The sequence below is a fragment of the Pseudomonas sp. Leaf15 genome (genome assembly GCF_001421425.1).
GTDB lineage: Bacteria > Pseudomonadota > Gammaproteobacteria > Pseudomonadales > Pseudomonadaceae > Aquipseudomonas > Aquipseudomonas salomonii.
Map to the genome: position 1 here is coordinate 306,496 of NZ_LMKI01000035.1, position 18,358 is coordinate 324,853.

Annotated in this window: 16 protein-coding genes; 4 read left to right on the plus strand and 12 right to left on the minus strand. The window is 59.9% G+C overall.

Annotated features, from left to right (window positions below; translation table 11 throughout):
• Window positions 1–5: 5 nt before the first annotated feature.
• Complete coding sequence (locus tag ASE80_RS27235) at window positions 6–1,337, minus strand: dicarboxylate/amino acid:cation symporter (RefSeq protein ID WP_017138374.1); 1,332 nt, start codon at window positions 1,335–1,337, stop codon at window positions 6–8.
• A 340-nt stretch (window positions 1,338–1,677) separates the two neighbouring features.
• On the opposite strand from ASE80_RS27235, the gene ASE80_RS27240 reads away from it, so the two are divergent.
• Complete coding sequence (locus tag ASE80_RS27240) at window positions 1,678–2,676, plus strand: AraC family transcriptional regulator (RefSeq protein WP_056861653.1); 999 nt, start codon at window positions 1,678–1,680, stop codon at window positions 2,674–2,676.
• A 122-nt stretch (window positions 2,677–2,798) separates the two neighbouring features.
• Here the strand turns inward: ASE80_RS27240 and ASE80_RS27245 are convergent, their stop codons facing one another.
• The 3 genes from ASE80_RS27245 to ASE80_RS27255 are packed head-to-tail and all read right to left on the minus strand — an operon-like array spanning window position 2,799 to window position 5,146.
• A complete protein-coding gene (locus ASE80_RS27245) occupies window positions 2,799–4,145 on the minus strand; it encodes an ATP-binding protein (RefSeq protein WP_056861654.1) in 1,347 nt (448 codons plus the stop codon).
• A complete protein-coding gene (locus tag ASE80_RS27250; protein ID WP_017138377.1) occupies window positions 4,142–4,819 on the minus strand; it encodes a response regulator in 678 nt (225 codons plus the stop codon). The genes ASE80_RS27245 and ASE80_RS27250 overlap by 4 nt, the downstream gene beginning before the upstream one ends.
• Window positions 4,820–4,837: 18 nt before the next feature.
• The gene (locus ASE80_RS27255) at window positions 4,838–5,146 is read right to left on the minus strand and encodes a hypothetical protein (protein ID WP_056861655.1); all 309 of its coding nucleotides are present in this window, start codon (window positions 5,144–5,146) and stop codon (window positions 4,838–4,840) included.
• A 138-nt stretch (window positions 5,147–5,284) separates the two neighbouring features.
• Here ASE80_RS27255 and ASE80_RS27260 point away from each other — a divergent pair, with 138 nt between their 5' ends.
• Window positions 5,285–6,001, plus strand: coding sequence for a 4'-phosphopantetheinyl transferase family protein (locus ASE80_RS27260; protein WP_056861656.1), 717 nt, complete (start codon window positions 5,285–5,287; stop codon window positions 5,999–6,001).
• Window positions 6,002–6,090: 89 nt separating this feature from the next.
• Here ASE80_RS27260 and ASE80_RS27265 read toward each other — a convergent pair whose 3' ends face one another.
• The gene (locus tag ASE80_RS27265) at window positions 6,091–7,701 is read right to left on the minus strand and encodes an ATP-binding protein (RefSeq protein WP_056861657.1); all 1,611 of its coding nucleotides are present in this window, start codon (window positions 7,699–7,701) and stop codon (window positions 6,091–6,093) included.
• A complete protein-coding gene (locus ASE80_RS27270; RefSeq protein WP_056861658.1) occupies window positions 7,698–8,423 on the minus strand; it encodes a response regulator in 726 nt (241 codons plus the stop codon). Before ASE80_RS27270 ends, ASE80_RS27265 begins: the two co-directional genes overlap by 4 nt.
• A gap of 720 nt (window positions 8,424–9,143) precedes the next feature.
• On the opposite strand from ASE80_RS27270, the gene ASE80_RS27275 reads away from it, so the two are divergent.
• Window positions 9,144–12,038 (plus strand): ribonucleoside-diphosphate reductase subunit alpha, encoded by a 2,895-nt coding sequence (locus tag ASE80_RS27275; protein ID WP_056861659.1) that lies wholly within the window; start codon window positions 9,144–9,146, stop codon window positions 12,036–12,038.
• A gap of 82 nt (window positions 12,039–12,120) precedes the next feature.
• Here ASE80_RS27275 and ASE80_RS27280 read toward each other — a convergent pair whose 3' ends face one another.
• The 5 genes from ASE80_RS27280 to flgB all read right to left on the minus strand — a co-directional run bounded on the left by ASE80_RS27280 (window position 12,121) and on the right by flgB (window position 16,339).
• Window positions 12,121–13,212: a hypothetical protein gene (locus tag ASE80_RS27280; RefSeq protein ID WP_056861660.1), complete on the minus strand. Its 1,092-nt coding sequence runs from the start codon at window positions 13,210–13,212 to the stop codon at window positions 12,121–12,123.
• Between the two features lie 173 nt (window positions 13,213–13,385).
• Complete coding sequence (gene flgE / locus ASE80_RS27285; protein ID WP_056861661.1) at window positions 13,386–14,696, minus strand: flagellar hook protein FlgE; 1,311 nt, start codon at window positions 14,694–14,696, stop codon at window positions 13,386–13,388.
• 31 nt (window positions 14,697–14,727) lie between these two features.
• A complete protein-coding gene (gene flgD, locus ASE80_RS27290) occupies window positions 14,728–15,459 on the minus strand; it encodes a flagellar hook assembly protein FlgD (RefSeq protein ID WP_056861662.1) in 732 nt (243 codons plus the stop codon).
• Between the two features lie 16 nt (window positions 15,460–15,475).
• The gene (flgC, locus tag ASE80_RS27295; RefSeq protein WP_017138385.1) at window positions 15,476–15,928 is read right to left on the minus strand and encodes a flagellar basal body rod protein FlgC; all 453 of its coding nucleotides are present in this window, start codon (window positions 15,926–15,928) and stop codon (window positions 15,476–15,478) included.
• Between the two features lie 3 nt (window positions 15,929–15,931).
• Window positions 15,932–16,339, minus strand: a complete 408-nt coding sequence (gene flgB / locus ASE80_RS27300) for a flagellar basal body rod protein FlgB (protein ID WP_003214246.1) — start codon at window positions 16,337–16,339, stop codon at window positions 15,932–15,934.
• Between the two features lie 329 nt (window positions 16,340–16,668).
• On the opposite strand from flgB, the gene ASE80_RS27305 reads away from it, so the two are divergent.
• Window positions 16,669–17,451: a hypothetical protein gene (locus tag ASE80_RS27305; protein WP_133257311.1), complete on the plus strand. Its 783-nt coding sequence runs from the start codon at window positions 16,669–16,671 to the stop codon at window positions 17,449–17,451.
• Window positions 17,452–17,512: 61 nt separating this feature from the next.
• Here the strand turns inward: ASE80_RS27305 and cheR are convergent, their stop codons facing one another.
• Window positions 17,513–18,340, minus strand: a complete 828-nt coding sequence (cheR, locus tag ASE80_RS27310; protein ID WP_017138387.1) for a protein-glutamate O-methyltransferase CheR — start codon at window positions 18,338–18,340, stop codon at window positions 17,513–17,515.
• Between the last annotated feature and the right edge of the window lie 18 nt (window positions 18,341–18,358).

The following is an 18,358-nucleotide window of genomic DNA, read 5'->3' on the forward strand; positions in this document are numbered from 1 at the left end:
GCAATTTACTTGATAGCAGGCGCAGGGCCTTCGGCCACACCCAGGTCATCTTCCGGACGGGTATCGGAAATACCGGTGCCGCCGGACGCCAACTCGCTGTGCAGCTTGTCGGTGTCCAGTTCTTTTACCCACTTGGCCACAACGATGGTGGCAACCGCGTTACCCACCAGGTTGGTCAGTGCGCGGGCTTCGGACATGAAGCGGTCGATACCCAGGATCAGCGCCAGGCCGGCAACCGGCAGGTGGCCTACGGCAGACAGGGTGGCAGCCAGTACGATAAAGCCCGAACCGGTCACGCCTGCAGCGCCTTTGGAGGACAGCAGCAGCACCAGTAACAGGGTGATCTGGTGGGTGATGTCCATGTGGGTGTCAGTCGCCTGGGCGATGAACACGGCAGCCATGGTCAGGTAGATCGAAGTACCGTCGAGGTTGAAGGAGTAGCCGGTCGGGATCACCAGGCCTACTACGGATTTCTTCGCGCCCAGACGCTCCATCTTGATCAGCATGCGTGGCAGTGCGGATTCGGAGGAGGAAGTACCCAGTACGATCAACAGCTCTTCACGGATGTAGCGAACCAGCTTCAACACGCTGAAACCGTGGGCGCGGCAGATGGCGCCCAGCACCACCACCACGAACAGGATGCAGGTGATGTAGAAGCAGATCATCAGCTGGCCCAACTGCACCAGGGAACCTACACCGTAGGCGCCGATGGTGAACGCCATGGCGCCCAGGGCACCGATTGGCGCGAGCTTCATGATCATGTTGATGATGTTGAACATCACGTGGGCAAAGCGATCAATGAAGTCCAGCACCGGCTTGCCGTAGGCACCCAGGCGATGCAGGGCAAAACCGAAGATCACCGAGAACATCAGCACTTGCAGGATGTCGCCGTTGGCGAAAGCGCCGACGATGGTGTTCGGGATCACATTGAGGATAAAGCCAACCACGCTCTGGTCTGCACCGGCGGTCACATAGGCCGCGACTTTAGAGGCGTCCAGGGTCGCCACGTCGATGTGCATGCCGGCGCCCGGTTGCACAACGTTAACGACGATCAGGCCGATCAGCAGGGCAATGGTGGAAACAACTTCGAAGTACAGCAGCGCGTAGCCGCCGGTTTTGCCCACCGATTTCATGCTTTGCATGCCGGCGATGCCGCTGACAACGGTGCAGAAGATGATCGGGGCAATGACCATTTTGATCAGCTTGATAAAGCCGTCACCCAGTGGCTTGAGGGCCACGCCGGTCTGTGGGTAGAAGTGACCGAGCAAAATACCGATAACGATTGCGACGATCACCTGGAAATACAGGGATTTGTAGATTGGCTGACGAGTCGTCATTGCAAAGTTCCTCAATCGCACCGTGTGGCAAAGATCCGCCATTGCCCACGACACTTGAATTGCGAACCCTCCTGCACTGGAGGGATTTGTTGTTTGCGAGGCCTGTAGGAACATTCCTGCGCTGTAATCCTAATCGCAAACGCCGTGCCACTTTGCTCAAATCGCCTGAAGGCCTTTAGACATCAGGGCCGAGGACCCACACCACGCCCCTCGCCACTGTGGATGAGGTGGCGGAATTCCGCCCACTCACCCCATCTCGTCCTACAATTTGGCGGATATCCGCCTTGTCGCCCCACCCGGTGATGGCTAACATCCGCCACTCCATGGACGAGGCCCTCACATGCGTGAACGCACCATCGCCAGTCACTACGCCCGCGCTGCTCTGGGCGGTGCGCGCCGCGCGGGTTACGACTATTCGGGCCTGCTGCTGCAAGTGGGCATCACCCCGGAACTGCTGAGCGAACCCCGCGCCCGCATCGCCCCCGAGCAATTTACCCGGTTGTTGCAAATGCTGTGGCTGGGGCTGGACGACGAATACCTGGGGTTTGCCGAAGGCCCGAGCAAGCGCGGCACCTTCGCCATGATGTGCCACGCACTGATTCACTGCCGCACCCTGGAGAAAGCTCTGGAACGCGGCTTATTATTTTATAGCCTATTCCCGCAGGGTCCGCGCTGGCAGCTGACCAGAGAAGGCGACTTGGCCCGTTTGAGCCTGGACGATTCGCAGCTGTGGGACCCGGACCACTTTCTCAGCGAGTGCCTGCTGGTGATCTGGCATCGCCTGGGCAGTTGGCTGATCGGCCAGCGCATCCGGCTGCAGCAGGCCACATTCAGCTACCCGATGCCGGCCCATGCGGGCGAATACGACCTGCTGTTCCCCTGCCCTCAGGTATTTGGCGCGCCAAACAGCAGCCTGGTGTTTCCCGCCCGATACCTGAGCCTGCCGTTGTTACAGGACGAGCGCACCCTCAAGCACTTTCTCGAGCGCTCACCCGCTGACCTGTTGTCGCGGCCGGATGAAGGCGACAGCTTAAGCAGCCAGCTGCGCCGCCTGCTCAGCCGCGACCGCACGCCCTGGCCCGACCTGGAGGCCGTCGCCCAGCACCTGCACATCAGCCCGCAAACCCTGCGCCGGCATTTGCGCGAGGAAGGCACCAGCTTTCAGGCGCTCAAGGATGAGTTGCGGCGGGACATCGCCATTTATCACTTGGGGCGGGCGGATTTGTCGTTGCAGGAGATTGCCGAGCAGTTGGGGTTTTCGGAACCGTCGGCGTTTCATCGGGCGTTCAAGAAGTGGACGGGGCTGACGCCGGGGGCTTACCGCGCGCAGGAGAATTAGAGGGGCAGTGCCTGGGCTGGCCTCATCGCGGGCAAGCCCGGCTCCCACAGTTGATCGGGTTCACACAATCAAAAAGGTGGGAGCTGGCTTACCTGCGATGGGGCCTGTAAGGGCAATAAAGATCAAGCCGCCGGAAAGTGAATCTTGAACGCCGCGCCACCCAACGGCGAATCCCCAAGGGTCAGCCGCGCGCTGTAGCTTTCAATGATGTCCTTGACCACCGCCAGGCCAATGCCCTGCCCCGGATGCTGACGGTCCAGCCGCTCACCCCTTTGCAGAATCCGCGCACGCTGATCCGGCGGTACGCCAGGGCCGTCATCTTCGATGCACAGCTCAGTGCCTTCAAGGTTCTCCGTCAGGCTGATGCGCACTTCACTCAGGCACAGGCGATAAGCGTTTTCCAGCAGGTTACCGAGCATTTCAAGCAGTGCGCCCTTCTCGATCGGCACATCACACTCGGGCGGCAACTCAAAGGTCACGGTCACGCGCTTGTCGCGGTAAACCTTGCCCAGCGTGTCACACAGGCTTTGCAGCACCGGTTCCAGGCGCACCTGGTGACGCACCAGGCCACTTTTACGCAGGCTAGCGCGCTGCAATTGGTAGCCGATCTGCTGGCTCATGCGTTCGATCTGCGATTGCAGCACCCAGGCCTGGCCGCGTTCTTCCGGGCGCTGGGCCATGTCTTCGCTCACGCCCTGCAACACCGCCAGCGGGGTTTTCAGGCTGTGGGCCAGGTCGTCGAGGGAGTCGCGGTAACGCGCCCGTTGCTCGCGCTCGCTGTGCAGCAAACGGTTGAGCGAGCCGGTCAGGCGCAACAGCTCGCGCGGGTGTTCTTCGGTGAGGCTTTCGCGGGTGCCGCCTTCGATCTGGTCAAGTTCCTGGCTCAGGCGGCGCAAGGCTTGCAAGCCCCAGGTCAGCCCCAGCCACAACAGCGTCAGCAAGACCAGCAAGGCCGCGCCGAAACCCAGGTAGAGGTTTTCCTGCAGGCCTTCGAGGGTCAGTTGGTATTCACGCACCGGTTGCAGCGCGACGATACTGAACGCCGCGCTCTTGCCGCCCAGCAGCTTGACCTCGACGTCATACACGAAGAACTCCTGGCCGTTGGCTTCGCGAATCCGCGCAAATTCATTACCGCGCCCGTCGTAGCGCGGCTTGTAGTTGATGTTTTCTTCCTGGGTCGCCCGCGAGCGCCAGACCAGGTGGCCTTCACGGTCGTAGATATAACCGAGCAGGCGGCTGTCAGTGAGGTTGAAGCGTTCGTCCGGCAACTGCGCCGGCATCAACAGACGGTTGTTTTCGACCCGCGCGGCGGAAATCAGCGTAGTCACGTCCGAGGCCAGGCGCTGCTCGATGGAATCCTGCAGCGCCAGGCTGAACGCGCCTTGCATGGCGGGCAACAAGCCCAGCATAAACAGCACGGCCAGGGTGGTGGCCGCGAGCATCAAGCGCACACGTAGCGAGCGAATCAACGGCAGCGCTCATTGAACAGGTAGCCCAGGCCACGCACGGTGTCGATCGGCTTGAACCCGGCCGGGCCTTCCAGCTTGCGGCGCAGGCGGCCCACCAGCACTTCGATCACGTTCGGATCACGCTCGTCGTCATCGGGGTAGAGCTGTTCCATCAGGCGGTCCTTGGCGACCACTTGCTGATGGTGACGCATCAGGTATTCGAGAATCCGGTACTCGTAGGCCGTCAGCGCCAGCGGTTGCTCATCCAGCGAGGCTTGCTTGCGGTTGAGGTCCAGCAGCAACGGCCCGGCGACGATGGTCGACTGGGTGAACCCGCTGGAGCGGCGCAGCAAGGCGTTCATGCGCGCCTCCAGTTCTTCGAACTGGAACGGCTTGACCACGTAATCGTCGGCACCGGCAGCCAGGCCTTCGACCTTGTCCTGCCAGTTGCCGCGCGCGGTGAGGATCAGGATCGGAAAGGTTTTGGCCTGGCTGCGCAGTTGGCGGATCAGGTCCAGGCCGCCCATGCCGGGCAGGCCCAGGTCGATAATCGCCAGGTCGTGGTTGAATTGGCCGGTCTGGTACAGGGCTTCCTCGGCATTGGCCACAGCTTCGACCACATGGCCGCTGTCGGTCAGGCGGGTGAACAGGTGATGGCGCAGCAGCGCCTCATCTTCCACGACCAGCAATTTCATAAGGCTCTCCAAGGCAATTCAACTGTCCGACAGGGGAATATCATAGCGGCCCTGCAAGTCTTGCGGGCGCAGTTTAATGCCATTGTATTGGCCCGTCAGGTGTTCGTAGCCAGCACGGTAGGCAGGTTGCGGCGTGGTCATGCCCAAAGACTGGCCCCACGGCGCGGCCTGGCCGCCCACCTCTTCGAAGCTCACACGCTGGATCAGGTTGCTGGATTTCCTGGTTTTCTCGCTGCCGAAACCGGCAAAAGCACCGTCCGAAGCCTGAACCCCAGCAGTGGCACCGAGCATGCTTAAGGCCAGAATCAGCTTTTTGATCGCAGTCATGGGGCTTACCTCTACGCGTTTTGGCTGTTAAGGCCAGACTACGCAGGCGCCCCTGAACTCCCCCTGAACGGGCTCTGAACCTGGCCTGAACCGCTGCGGGCTATGCACTGGCGCGCCAACTGACGCAAAATACCGCGCATGACGCCTCTACCCGCTTGCTGCACCCCACTCGATGCCCATTGTCCACTGCCCATCCCGCTGCCGGGCACGGTGTTCTTGAGCACGCGATTCGACCCGGCCTTGTTGCTCGCCGATGACTTCCAGCGCAGCGCCGTGCCGCCGCCGGCCAGCATCCAGCGCTCGGTGGCCAAACGCCAGGCGGAGTTCCTAGCCGGTCGCCTGTGCGCCCGTGCAGCGTTGCAACAGCTTGACCAACTGGATTGCGTACCGGCCATCGGCGACGACCGTGCGCCGGTGTGGCCTGGGCATATCAGCGGCTCCATCACCCACAGCACCGGGCATGCAGCGGCCATTGTCGGGCACAAGGCGAAATGGCGCGGGCTGGGGATGGACCTGGAGAACCTGCTGTCATTGGAGCGGGCGGAGCGTTTGGCTGGGGAGATTCTGACGCCCGACGAATTGCAGCGCATGGCACTGGGGCCACGCGAGCAGGTTGCCCTGCTGGTGACGCTGACGTTTTCGGCCAAGGAGAGCCTGTTCAAAGCGCTGTATCCGATTGTGCAAAAGCGCTTCTACTTTGAGCATGCCGAGGTGCTTGAGTGGTCACAGGCCGGGCGCGTGCGGTTACGGTTGCTGACGGATCTGTCGGCTGAATGGTGTTATGGCAAGGAGCTGGAGGGGCAGTTTGCGGTGGAGGGGGAGCAGTTGTTGAGTCTGGTGGCTGTCGGCGCCTGACAGGTCGCTATCGCGGGCAAGCCCGGCTCCCACCTTTGATGTGCGGATACATTCAAAATGTGGGAGCTGGCTTGCCTGCGATGGCGGTCTCAAGTCTTGTCCTGATCCCTGGGCCAACTCAAGCTGAAACACGCCCCACCCAGGTTGTTGCTCTTGCTGATCAACGCCCGCCCGCCGTGCCAATAGATAATCCGCCGCACAATCGACAAACCCAGACCATGCCCGCCTGACGCTCGCGTGCGGCTGTCGTCCAGACGCAAAAATGGCGTGAAGATCCGCTCCCAGGCGCTTTCCGGCACACCCGGCCCGTCATCTTCCACATCGATGCGGCAGCGCACCTGGCCCACTTGATAACTGATCAGCACCCGACCCTGGGCATGGCGCATCGCATTGCCGACCAAATTTTGCAGGGCACGGTGCAGGTAGCGCGGCTCGGCGTCGACCCAGGCGTCATCCCAATGCGCCGAGGACAGGCAGATACCCCGGGCAACACTGACCTGCGGGCGCAGTGGCGATAATTCGCCGATCACCTGATCGAGCAAGGCATCGAGGTCGACCCGCTGGAAATTCAGCTCCGGCGCGCCTTGCTCCAGGCGGGCGTAGGTGAGCATTTCGTCGACCAGGCCGTCGAGGTCCTGGATATCGCTGTCCATGCCTTCCATATATTTACGCCGCGCCTCTGGGGTGGCGGCGTCGCCGATCATCTCCAGGCCAAAGCGCAGGCGCGCCACCGGGGTGCGCAATTCGTGGGAGACCGCGCGCACCAGCTCGCGCTGAATCGCCAGCAATTGCTGCAAGTGCTCGGCCATACCATTAAAGGCGGCGGCCAAACGCCCTACCGAATCGGCGCCACGCGCCGGCACACGCACTTCCAGGTTGCCTTTGGCGATGCGCGTGGCCGCTGCTTCCAGGCCTTTGAGGCGCCGTTCGAGCTGACGCACCAAGAGGTACACGATCAACCCGATCAGCGTGAGGCTGATCAACGCGATCAGGATCAGCCACTGCGGCGGGTACGGGTTCATTTGATACAGCGGGCCGATTTCCAGCACCCACGGCGTGCCGACCATGCCGGCGAATACGCGGATGGAGTCGCCGCCCTTGCCCAGGGCCATCACCGTATCGCCTTCCGCAACGCGACGGCGCTGGTCGTCATCCATGTCCGCCTGATCCAGCGTCATCAGGTGCATCTCAAAACCAAAGCCCTTGGCCTCTTTTATATCCGCCAGGCGTTGCGGCTGCTCGGCCACCGGGAAGCGCACCAGTTCGTCAGCCAGCAGGTAAATCGTCGCACGCGCCAGCTGCTCGCTGATCTGCTGCACTTCACCGGTGAGCACAAGCTGCGACTGTTCGCTGACCAGGCGCAGTACACGCGCGGCATGCGGGCCGGTCTGCTCCACCAGCACCTGGCCACGTTGCAGGCGATTGCGCTGGGTCAGGTCCAACTGCGCGTCCGCCAAGGGACGCAGTTCCAGGGGAATGCCGAGCAAGCGCTCCCACACCGCCAGGGCACGCTGGCGCTCGATTGCGCTCATCGGTTGCAGGTTGTCGCCCATCAGCGCAAAGGTGCCGTGGGCCAGGCGCTCACGGTACTGGCCGCTGCGCACCTCATTAAGCAGGTGCAGGGCCAGCACGCCGAGCAACGCCACCAGGACCAGCGCCGTGCACATGCCGCCGTAGATACGCAGGAAGATCGAGTTCACAGCGGCATGTCGGCGGCAGCTTCAGGGACGAACAAGTAGCCTTTGCTGCGAATGGTCTTGATCAGCCGTGGGTGAATCGGGTCGTCGCCGATCTTGGGCCGAATACGCGAGATGCGCACATCAATGGAGCGGTCCTGGCCGTCGTAGCCAATCCCGCGCAAGGCGATAAAGATTTCTTCGCGGGACAAAATGCGCCCGGCATTCGCCACCAGCAGCCACAACAGGTCGAACTCGGCGCTGGTCAGCTCGATGCTGCCCTCGTGCAGCCAGGCTTCGCGCAGGGCGTTGTCCACCACCAGCGGGCCGAACTGCAGGCGCCGCAGGTTTTCCACGGCGGCGGGTATCGCCGACTCGCTGCGCCGCAACAACGCCTGGATACGCGCCAGCAACAAGCGCGGGCGCACCGGTTTGCACACGTAGTCGTCGGCGCCCATGTCCAGGCCTTGCACCTGATCCATATCGTCGGTGCGCGCGGTCAGCATCAGGATCACGCCGTCGTAGCGCTCACGGACATTGCGGCAGATGCTCAGGCCGTCTTCGCCAGGCAGCATCAGGTCGAGGATCACCAGGTCCGGTTGTTCGGCGATGATGCGCGCCGCCGCCTGGGCACCGTCGCTCTCCACGGACACCTGCAAGCCGTTGCTCTGCAGGTAATCACGGGTCAACTCGGCCAATCGCTCGTCGTCTTCGACGATCAATATCTGCCAGGCTTCCTGTGCCATGCGCTACCTCGCTTCTCATTATTGTCATGTGCGGGAAGCACAATGTGGCCTCTCTGTATGATGGGCCGATTGTAGCCATGGGCCAGCCCTCCAGTACACGCCTGGAAATCCATTCGGTGATCGCGTTTTTTTGTGATAGGGTTCGCGCCCTCAAAAATCCAACCGGCGGTTTTTGCCTTGGAATATTCGGTGACAAACGGCGTAATCCAGCAACACTGCGGCCTACACGGGCGTTCCACGTTTCATACACATTTTACCCACAGCGTTATCCACAGGTAGTGCGTTGCTAAGCCCCCCAAAACGCATTATCTTGTACCTCGGCGCTAAAAAAACCCTACATGTAGGGTTTTAAGCGAAAAACCAAACACAAATCAGACAAGAAACTCAAGCGCTTTCTTGCTCCTGTTTGGTTGAACCAAAGCATTTTTTAAAAGCCCAAACCGCGCACGCGGATGGCAACCGTTTTCCCCGCCAAATTGGCAGAAAACGGTACGGGTGTTGCAGTGCTTGGAGCGAGCAACTGTCACCCGGCAGGAATACGGCCAAGGGCTCTTTCAAGCCCCGAACCGAAGACTTCGGCATGGAAGCGGCGCGATGAGCTCCCTTCCTCCTGTCCCGAAGTTGTTATGCCAGGCCCAGGCCTGTTGTAAGTGCTTCAGGACGGAACGGTGGGCACCGTGATGGTGCCCAAATAAATATAGAATGTGGAGACAACCCCCCATGCAAACCGACACAACTCGCGAGAACCCGCAGGGCTCCGTGCCGCAGGCCGCTGATTCGAACCTGGATCTGTCCGCCACCGCACCTGGCCAACTGCGCGTGATCAAGCGTAACGGCACTGTCGTTCCTTACACCGATGACAAAATCACCGTCGCCATCACCAAAGCGTTTCTTGCAGTTGAAGGCGGCACCGCTGCTGCCTCGTCGCGCATCCACGACACCGTTGCCCGCCTGACCGAACAGGTTACCGCGACCTTCAAGCGTCGCATGCCGTCGGGCGGCACCATCCACATCGAAGAAATCCAGGACCAGGTTGAACTGGCCCTGATGCGTGCCGGCGAGCAGAAAGTGGCGCGCGACTACGTGATCTACCGTGACGCCCGTTCCAAGGAACGTGCCGTGCGCTCCCCGGCTGAAGAAGCGGCCGTGCAAGCTCACCCGTCGATCCGCATTACCCTGGCCGACGGCAGCTTTGCTCCGCTGGACCTGGGCCGCCTGAACACCATCATCACCGAGGCCTGCGAAGGCCTGGAAGAAGTCGACGGTGACCTGATCCAGCGCGAAACCCTGAAGAACCTGTACGACGGCGTGGCCCTGACCGACGTCAACACCGCCCTGGTGATGACCGCCCGTACCCTGGTTGAACGTGAGCCGAACTACTCGTTCGTGACCGCGCGCCTGCTGATGGACACCCTGCGTGCTGAAGGCCTGGGCTTCCTGGGCGTGGCCGACAGCGCCACCCACCACGAGATGGCTGACCTGTACGCCAAGGCCCTGCCGGCCTACATCGCCAAGGGTATCGAATTCGAATTGCTGAACCCGATCCTGGCCACCTTCGACCTGGAAAAACTCGGCAAGGCGATCAACCACGAGCGCGACCAGCAGTTCACCTACCTGGGCCTGCAAACCCTGTACGACCGTTACTTCATCCACAAGGACGGTGTGCGCTTCGAACTGCCGCAAGTGTTCTTCATGCGCGTGGCCATGGGCCTGGCGATTGAAGAGAAGCACAAAGAAGACCGTGCCATCGAGTTCTACAACCTGTTGTCGTCCTTCGACTACATGTCGTCGACCCCAACCCTGTTCAACGCCGGCACCCTGCGTCCACAGCTGTCGAGCTGCTACCTGACCACCGTGCCGGATGACCTGTCGGGCATCTACCACGCGATCCACGACAACGCCATGTTGTCCAAATTCGCTGGCGGCCTGGGCAACGACTGGACGCCTGTGCGTGCCTTGGGTTCTTACATCAAGGGCACCAACGGCAAATCCCAGGGCGTTGTACCGTTCCTGAAAGTGGTCAACGACACCGCCGTTGCGGTCAACCAGGGCGGCAAGCGCAAAGGCGCCGTGTGTGCGTACCTGGAAACCTGGCACATGGACATTGAAGAGTTCATCGAGCTGCGCAAGAACACCGGTGATGATCGTCGTCGTACCCACGACATGAACACCGCCAACTGGATCCCTGACCTGTTCATGAAGCGTGTCTTCGATGACGGCCCGTGGACCCTGTTCTCGCCATCCGAAGTGCCGGACCTGCACGACCTGACCGGCAAGGCCTTCGAAGAGCGTTACGAGTACTACGAAGCCCTGTCCCAGTACCCAGGCAAGATCAAGCTGTTCAAGACCATCCAGGCCAAAGACCTGTGGCGCAAAATGCTGTCCATGCTGTTTGAAACCGGCCACCCATGGCTGACCTTCAAAGACCCGTGCAACCTGCGCAGCCCGCAGCAGCACGTGGGCGTGGTCCACAGTTCGAACCTGTGCACCGAGATCACCTTGAACACCAACAAGGACGAGATCGCCGTTTGCAACCTGGGCTCGATCAACCTGCCGAACCACATCGTCAACGGCAAGCTGGACACCGCCAAGCTGGAACGCACCGTCAACACCGCCGTTCGCATGCTCGATAACGTGATCGACATCAACTACTACTCGGTGCCACAGGCGCAGAACTCCAACTTCAAGCACCGTCCGGTCGGCCTGGGCATCATGGGCTTCCAGGACGCCTTGTACCTGCAGCACATTCCGTACGGTTCGGACGCTGCGGTCGAGTTCGCCGACAAGTCCATGGAAGCGGTCAGCTACTACGCGATCCAGGCTTCCTGCGACCTGGCCGACGAGCGCGGCGCCTACGAGACGTTCCAGGGTTCGCTGTGGTCCAAAGGCATCCTGCCGCTGGATTCGCAACAGATCCTGATCGAGCAGCGTGGCCAGAAGTACATCGACGTTGACCTCAACGAAAGCCTGGACTGGGCGCCGGTACGTGCCCGTGTGCAGAAAGGTATTCGTAACTCCAACATCATGGCCATCGCACCGACCGCGACCATCGCCAACATCACTGGCGTATCGCAGTCGATCGAACCGACTTACCAGAACCTGTACGTGAAATCGAACCTGTCGGGCGAATTCACCGTGATCAACCCGTACCTGGTTCGCGACCTCAAGGCTCGCGGCCTGTGGGACTCGGTCATGATCAACGACCTGAAGTACTACGACGGTTCGGTGCAGCAGATCGAGCGCATCCCGCAAGAACTCAAAGAGCTCTACGCGACGGCCTTCGAAGTGGACACCAAGTGGATCGTTGACGCCGCCAGCCGTCGTCAGAAGTGGATCGACCAGGCGCAGTCGCTGAACCTGTACATCGCCGGTGCCTCGGGCAAGAAGCTTGACGTGACCTACCGCATGGCCTGGTACCGTGGCCTGAAAACCACTTACTACCTCCGTGCCCTGGCCGCGACCAGCACCGAGAAGTCGACCATCAACACCGGTAAGCTGAACGCCGTTTCCAGCGGCAACCACGGTGATGATTCGGTGCTGGCTGCTCCAGCCGGCCCGGCGCCAGTGCCAAAGGCTTGCGCGATTGATGAGCCGGATTGCGAAGCTTGCCAATAAGCTGAGTGAGTCCTGGGCTTGAACGCCCAGGATGTAAAAAACCGATAAACCTGGCTGCATTTGGGTTTATCGGTTTTTTTTGCTACGTGAATGCGTAGGCGAGGCCTTCCTGGGGCCGGCCACCGCGCCCACCCCACAATTCTATGCGTCCGCCAATCACCGCCATTGAATGGCCGCCATAATCCACAACACCCAGCTTGCCACTTGCCAGCTCGGAACTCGAAGACTGCCTGTAGTGGTCTTTCAGCCCTAGCCGGTCCAGCGCCTCCCAACCCATTTCGCCATTGTTCAAACTTTGCATCGCATGAGCGAAACTCTGTTTGGCAGCATTGGCGTTGTCATCATGGCCATTGCCCTCTATTTGAGCGCGCTTGGCGCTCGCGGCATACATGAAGTTTGCATCGGTAATCATGCCCGGATTATCGCCCTTGAACTGCGCGTAAGCGGCTGCTTGCCTTAACTCGCCTTTAGATAAAGTAAGCTCGAAACCGTCTCGCATTTTTACGTGGTAACCCTCTCCCGTCTCTTTCACCTCCTTGAAGACGTCGGTAGGTTTTTGACCAAACTTCATCATCGCGCCCTTTATCGCCGACACGGTGACGCAATTGCCGTCAGGGCCTTGGCTGAACCCACTCCAGATATTGTTCGGTTTTTTACCTGGGTTGCTTGCATCAGGCTTGTAGTTGAAATGCTTGGAGCCTTCGGTAATCGGCAGATTACTCATGGGCTCGCTGCCGCCGAAATTCTTCGGATTTACCCTGCCACCACCACCACCACCACCACCACCACCACCACCAGGTGACGGCTGAGGTGCCGGCGCAGGCGCCGGTGACGGCTCATCCGGGAAAAAATCCGGAAACAGCTTCTTCAACAACGCGAGCAAATCGCTGGAGGCGTCTTTCTTCAACGCCTCAAGGATCTCCTTGAACTTCTCCTCACCCAGCTCCTTGCGCTTCTCATTGAGCTTGTCGCGCAAGTCCTGGGCAGTTTGGTTTTTATTGCCCTTTTCGGCCTCATCCAGCTGTTTGAGCATCTGGGCGACGGCGTTTTTATCGACCTCTACGTCATCCTTTTTTTCCTCTGCACGGCTTACGCCCCCCAGATTTCGCCCCGCACCGCCCACGTCATAACGCACACCTCCAGCCCCATGGCCAGACACCGACAGATCCCACATATCCAACCCCCGTAAGAACCCATACCTTTAAGCCCGATAAGTGGAAAAAACGGCGTGGTCGGTTCCAACAAAAGCCTGTCAGCTGGCAATCTCGCGCAAAGTCGGAATTGTTTCCGGTCAAATAACACGCAAAAAAAAGCCCCTCGCAGGAGGGGCTCTTGTTCGCAGCTGCGTCAGGTCATCTGAATGATGGTCTGCATGATGGTGCTTTGGGTGGAGATGGTCTTGGCGTTCGCCTGGTAGTTGCTCTGGGCCTTGATCAGGTCCACCAGCTCGTTGGTCAGGTTGACGTTAGAGTTTTCCAGGGACTTGGACACGATCGAACCCAAGGTGCCGGATTGCGGGGCGTCGTAACCCGGCTGGCCCGAGGCGAAGGTCTCTTTCCAGGTGGTGCCACCCGACGGCTGCAGGCCCTGTTCGTTGTTGAAGCTGGCCAGGGAGAGCTGACCAATGGACTTGCTCTGCTGGTTACTGAAAGTGGCGAACAGCACGCCGTTACCGTCGATGTTCAGGCCGGTGATCTGGCCGGTGGCGTAGCCATCGGTGACCGGTGGGTTACGGTAGGTGGCCGAGTTGTACTGGGTGATGTTGCCCATGTTGATGGCAATCCCGCCAGGGTTGGCATTCGCGCCGTTTTTGGTCCACACACCATTGGTCACGGTACCCGGCACCCAGCCGGTCAGCTGCAAGGTGGTGCTGGAGGTGGTGCCGGTCACAATCCCGGTGAGTTTGCCGGAGCCGTCAAAGCTCAACGTCGATGCCACCGGTGGCGTCGAGCCTGTGCCGGTAGGCGCCGAACCGTCAGGGTTACGGCCGTCGATCAGGGTGTAGGACTTCCAGGTGTTGGAGTCGGTCTTGACCAGGTACTGCACCATCGGGTGCGCGTTACCCTGCGTGTCATACAACGTGGTGTTGTACTGGGTGCTGAACGAGCTGGACTCGGTTGGATCGAACGGGTGGGCCGCCTGGTCGATCACCGGCGAGGAAGAGTTCAGGTTACTGGTGGAGTCCACTTTGGTGGACGCCTTGGGCGGCAGATTCGACAGGTTCAATTGCAGGTCGGTCAGCGCGCCTTTGATGATGTTGCCATCGGCGTCCGCTGCGTAGCCTTGCAGGCGCGAGGTGCCGGTGTTGTTGGTGATAAAGCCGTCTTTGTCCGCACGGAAGGTGCCGCTGCGGGTGTATTCCAGCGAACCGTCACTGCCCTTCTGCACGAAGAAGCCGCCGCCCTGAATCGCCATGTCCAGCAAGCCGCCGGTGTTGTTGACGTCACCCTGGGTGAACTGCTGAGACACTGCCGCCAGGTTCACGCCGCTGCCGACACTGTTCTGGCCGGTGCCCAGCTTGGACGCTGCATAGATGTCGGAAAATTCCGCACGGGACGCTTTGAAACCGGTGGTCGCAACGTTGGCAATGTTGTTGCCGGTCACGTCCAGTTGTTTGTTGGCCGCATAGAGGCCGCTAAGGCCGATGTTAAAAGACATGTTTCTCTCCTTCTGCCGTATTTAGCCGGCTCTATGTACCGATAGTCTGAATTTGCGACAGCTTGACGCTGCCCATGCCGCCTGCAAGGTTGAGCAGCATTTCGCCGCCGGTCTTGCTCAACGTCACGCTGGTGACCGTTGCCGGCAGCGACGTCAACAGGGCAACCGCGTCGCCGTTGTCATTCTTGGTGCTGGCCGCGAAGGTGTAAGTGCCGGCGGGGGCGACTTCGCCATTGTCGTTCTTGCCATCCCAGATAAAGCTTGAATCGCCGGCGCTTTGGGCGCCCATGTCGATGGTGCGCACCACGTTGCCGTCTTTGTCGGTGATTTTCACCGAGACGTTGCCCGTCGCTGCCGTCACCGCCACCGAGCCGGTCATGCTTTTGCTGGTATCCACCATGGCCTTGTCGGTCTGGGTGATGATCGAACGCCCGACCAGCGACGACGCCTGCAGCGCCTGGGAAGAGCTGAAGTTGCTGGAGATCGCATTCACCGAGTCGTTCAGGGTGTTGATGCCTTCCAGGCTGCTGAACTGGGCCAGCTGCGCCACGAAGGCGCCGTTGTCTTGAGGCGAAAGCGGGTTCTGGTTTTTCAGCTGGGTCACCAGCAGTTGCAGGAACGCGTCCTTGCCCAGCGCCTGGTTGCCCGTGGCCGCCTTGGCGGCACCCTCAAGGCCGCTGTTATCTGTAGCAGTCTTGACCTTGGAGTTGAACAGGTCCTGAACCGCCGAGTTGGGTGTAGAAGTGGTATCAACAATGGCCATTATTTGGCGCCCCTTATCACTGACCCAGGGTCAGGACCTTCTGCATCATGGTTTTGGCGGTGTTCATCATTTCCGCGTTGGTCTGAAACGAGCGGCTGGCGGAAATCATGTCGGCCATTTCCTCGACCACGTTGACGTTGGGGTAGTACACATAGCCCTTTTCGTTCGCGGCGGGGTGGTTCGGTTCGTAGCGGGCTTCCAGGTTGCTCTGGTCCTCGACCACGCCGAGCACCTGCACGCCTTGGCCGGCCGCATCCTGATTCTGGAACAGCGAATCACCGCTGCCGCTCTGGCCGGCCTGGCCACCCTGGAACATGGTGGCAAACACCGGGTGACGGGCGCGGTAAGTCTGGTCAATGCTCGAAGACACGGTCTCGGCGTTGGCGATGTTACTGGCGACGGTGTTCAAACGCGTGGTCTGCGCGCTCATGCCACTGCCGGCAATATTGAAAACACTGGCGAGGGACATGGCTTACTCTCCGCGCAGGGCTGACATCAGCCCTTTGAATTTGCTGTTAAGCAGGGTGAAGCTGGCCTGAAAGTTCACCGAGTTCTCGGCATAGGCCGATTGCTCCAGCTGGGCGTCGACGGTGTTCTGGTCGATCGAGGGCTGCATCGGCGTGCGATACAGCAGCGACTCGTCACCATTGCCCAGACCCTGCGCTTCGATATGACGGCTGTTGGTCATGTTCAAGGCGAAGGTGCCGTTTTTAGTCTTGTCCTGCTGCGCGGCGAGCACGGCGGAAAAGTCCAGGTCCCGAGCCTTGTAGTTCGGGGTGTCGGCGTTGGCAATGTTGTTGGCCAGGACTTCGGCACGCTGGGCGCGAAAGCCCAGGGCTTGTTCGTGGATACCGAGCGCTTTATCGAAGCTGATGCTCATGGCGGAAACCTTTAGGCTGACCTGCTTTTCGTATCTGGGTTATAGCAAGTCGCATGCCAATTCGCTGGAGGCCCGTAATTCAAGGGGTTGCGCAAGGTTTGCCGGCGGCAATGCCAGAAAAGCGGCAATGGGCTTCCGCGTGGCGCCAGTAAAGCGGCAACGGCGGTTGCCGCTTTACCGGGCAGCGACAACGGCAGGGAAGGATGCGCCGAGGGCACCAGGTGTCTTTCGACCATTGGTCCGCACTGTTATTTCTGACAGTAGCCGGAACTGCTTGAATGGATGTCTTATCAGGAGACATCCTTTAATGCGTAATGCAGAGGCTCACCATGCTGAACATCCCACCCCTTCGTTTCGATCTGCAAGACGATTCAGCAACACCTCTCCCAAACCTGGACCTCGCCTTGGTGAACACCGATTGCGTAAAGTTGAGTTCCATATTCGCCTATGTGAAAGGCGACTTTATCAATTGCTATTTGAGGAGCACCGTCCCTGGCGGCGTGCACAACCAGAGCTTCAGAATAGAAAAAGATACCCCCCTGCTTAACCTCGTGATGCCCAAGGGACCGGTTGAGGCCAACGAAGGCAATACGGTGACTTTACAGCTGTACGTCACCCGTGACGGGGCACAATACCCTGCGCCGAACGCGCAGGTGACGATCAATAGACGCCCCATCGTTATCCCAACCCCAGGCACAGTATGGGATTTAACGAATGGCAATCCTCAAGGCTGGGTAGCCCAGGGAGGCTACGTTGGCGGGAAACTGAGCTTCAAACCCAATGAGGGTATGGTGATCAACTTGAAAGACAGCATGCCCGGCAAATCCCACATCATCACCCGCGCAGTCCCGGTGATTGCTGGGACAACCTATGACTGTCACTTCGAGGTGAGCGGTGACACGCAAGACCCCTCGGTCCTGTACATGACAATCAATGGCGCCCCAATCGGCCCCCCTGTGCGGAACTTCCTTACGGGTTTCCTACAAATCGGGGCCGGGATATACACGGCTAAAACGACAGGCTCTGTGCACCTCGGTATTCTCAACGACGCGGTGCCCAGCGGGTTTCATCGTCTCACCGTGAGCAGAATCGTGATGACACCCAAGCCTTAAAACGCATAAAAAACGGGAACCCCTTGCGGAGGTTCCCGTTATTTTTATGCCCAAGCCAACGTTACTTAGCCTGGTAAATGATGCCGGGGCTGCACTGCACCATCTGGTAGTGATCGGGTAGCCCGTTGAGCGCTTCGGACGCTCCCAGGAACAAATAACCACCACGCTTGAGCGTACCGTGAATGCGCAGCAGGATGTCCTTCTTCACCTCTGCCGAGAAGTAGATCAGCACATTGCGGCAGAACACCATGTCGAACTTGCCCAGGCTGGCATAGCTGTCGAGCAGGTTGAACGAGCGAAACTCCACGCGGCTCTTGATCGGCGCCTTGACCGCCCAGCGCCCGGCCCCTTTGGGGTCGAAGAAGCGTTGCAGGCGCTCCTGGGACAAACCACGGCCCAGGGCCAGGCTGTCGTACTCGCCGGTCTTGCAGTTGGTGAGCATGGTACCGGACAAATCGGTGGCGACAATCTGCGCGCCGGCCTTCAATTGGCCCATGTTCGTGCGCTCGAACTCATCGATCGACATCGAGATCGAGTACGGTTCCTGCCCCGAAGAACAAGCGGCCGACCAGATGCGCAGGCGCTGGCCGGGGCTGGCCTTGATGGCCTCCGGCAGCACTTTGTTCTTGAGCACTTCAAAGGGGTAGGTATCACGAAACCACAAGGTTTCGTTGGTGGTCATGGCATCTACCACCATTTCCTTAAGCCCACTGCGCGGCTGGCCCTGGATGCGCTGCACCAACTCGCCCAGGGACTTGATGCCCTGCTGCTCCATCAGTTTATTGAGACGGCTGGATACCAGGTACTGCTTGTTTTCACCGAGCAATATGCCACAGGCTTTTTCCAGGAAGACCCGGAACTGTTCGAAATCCAAATTACCCGTAGACAATGATACCGCCTCTTAAAT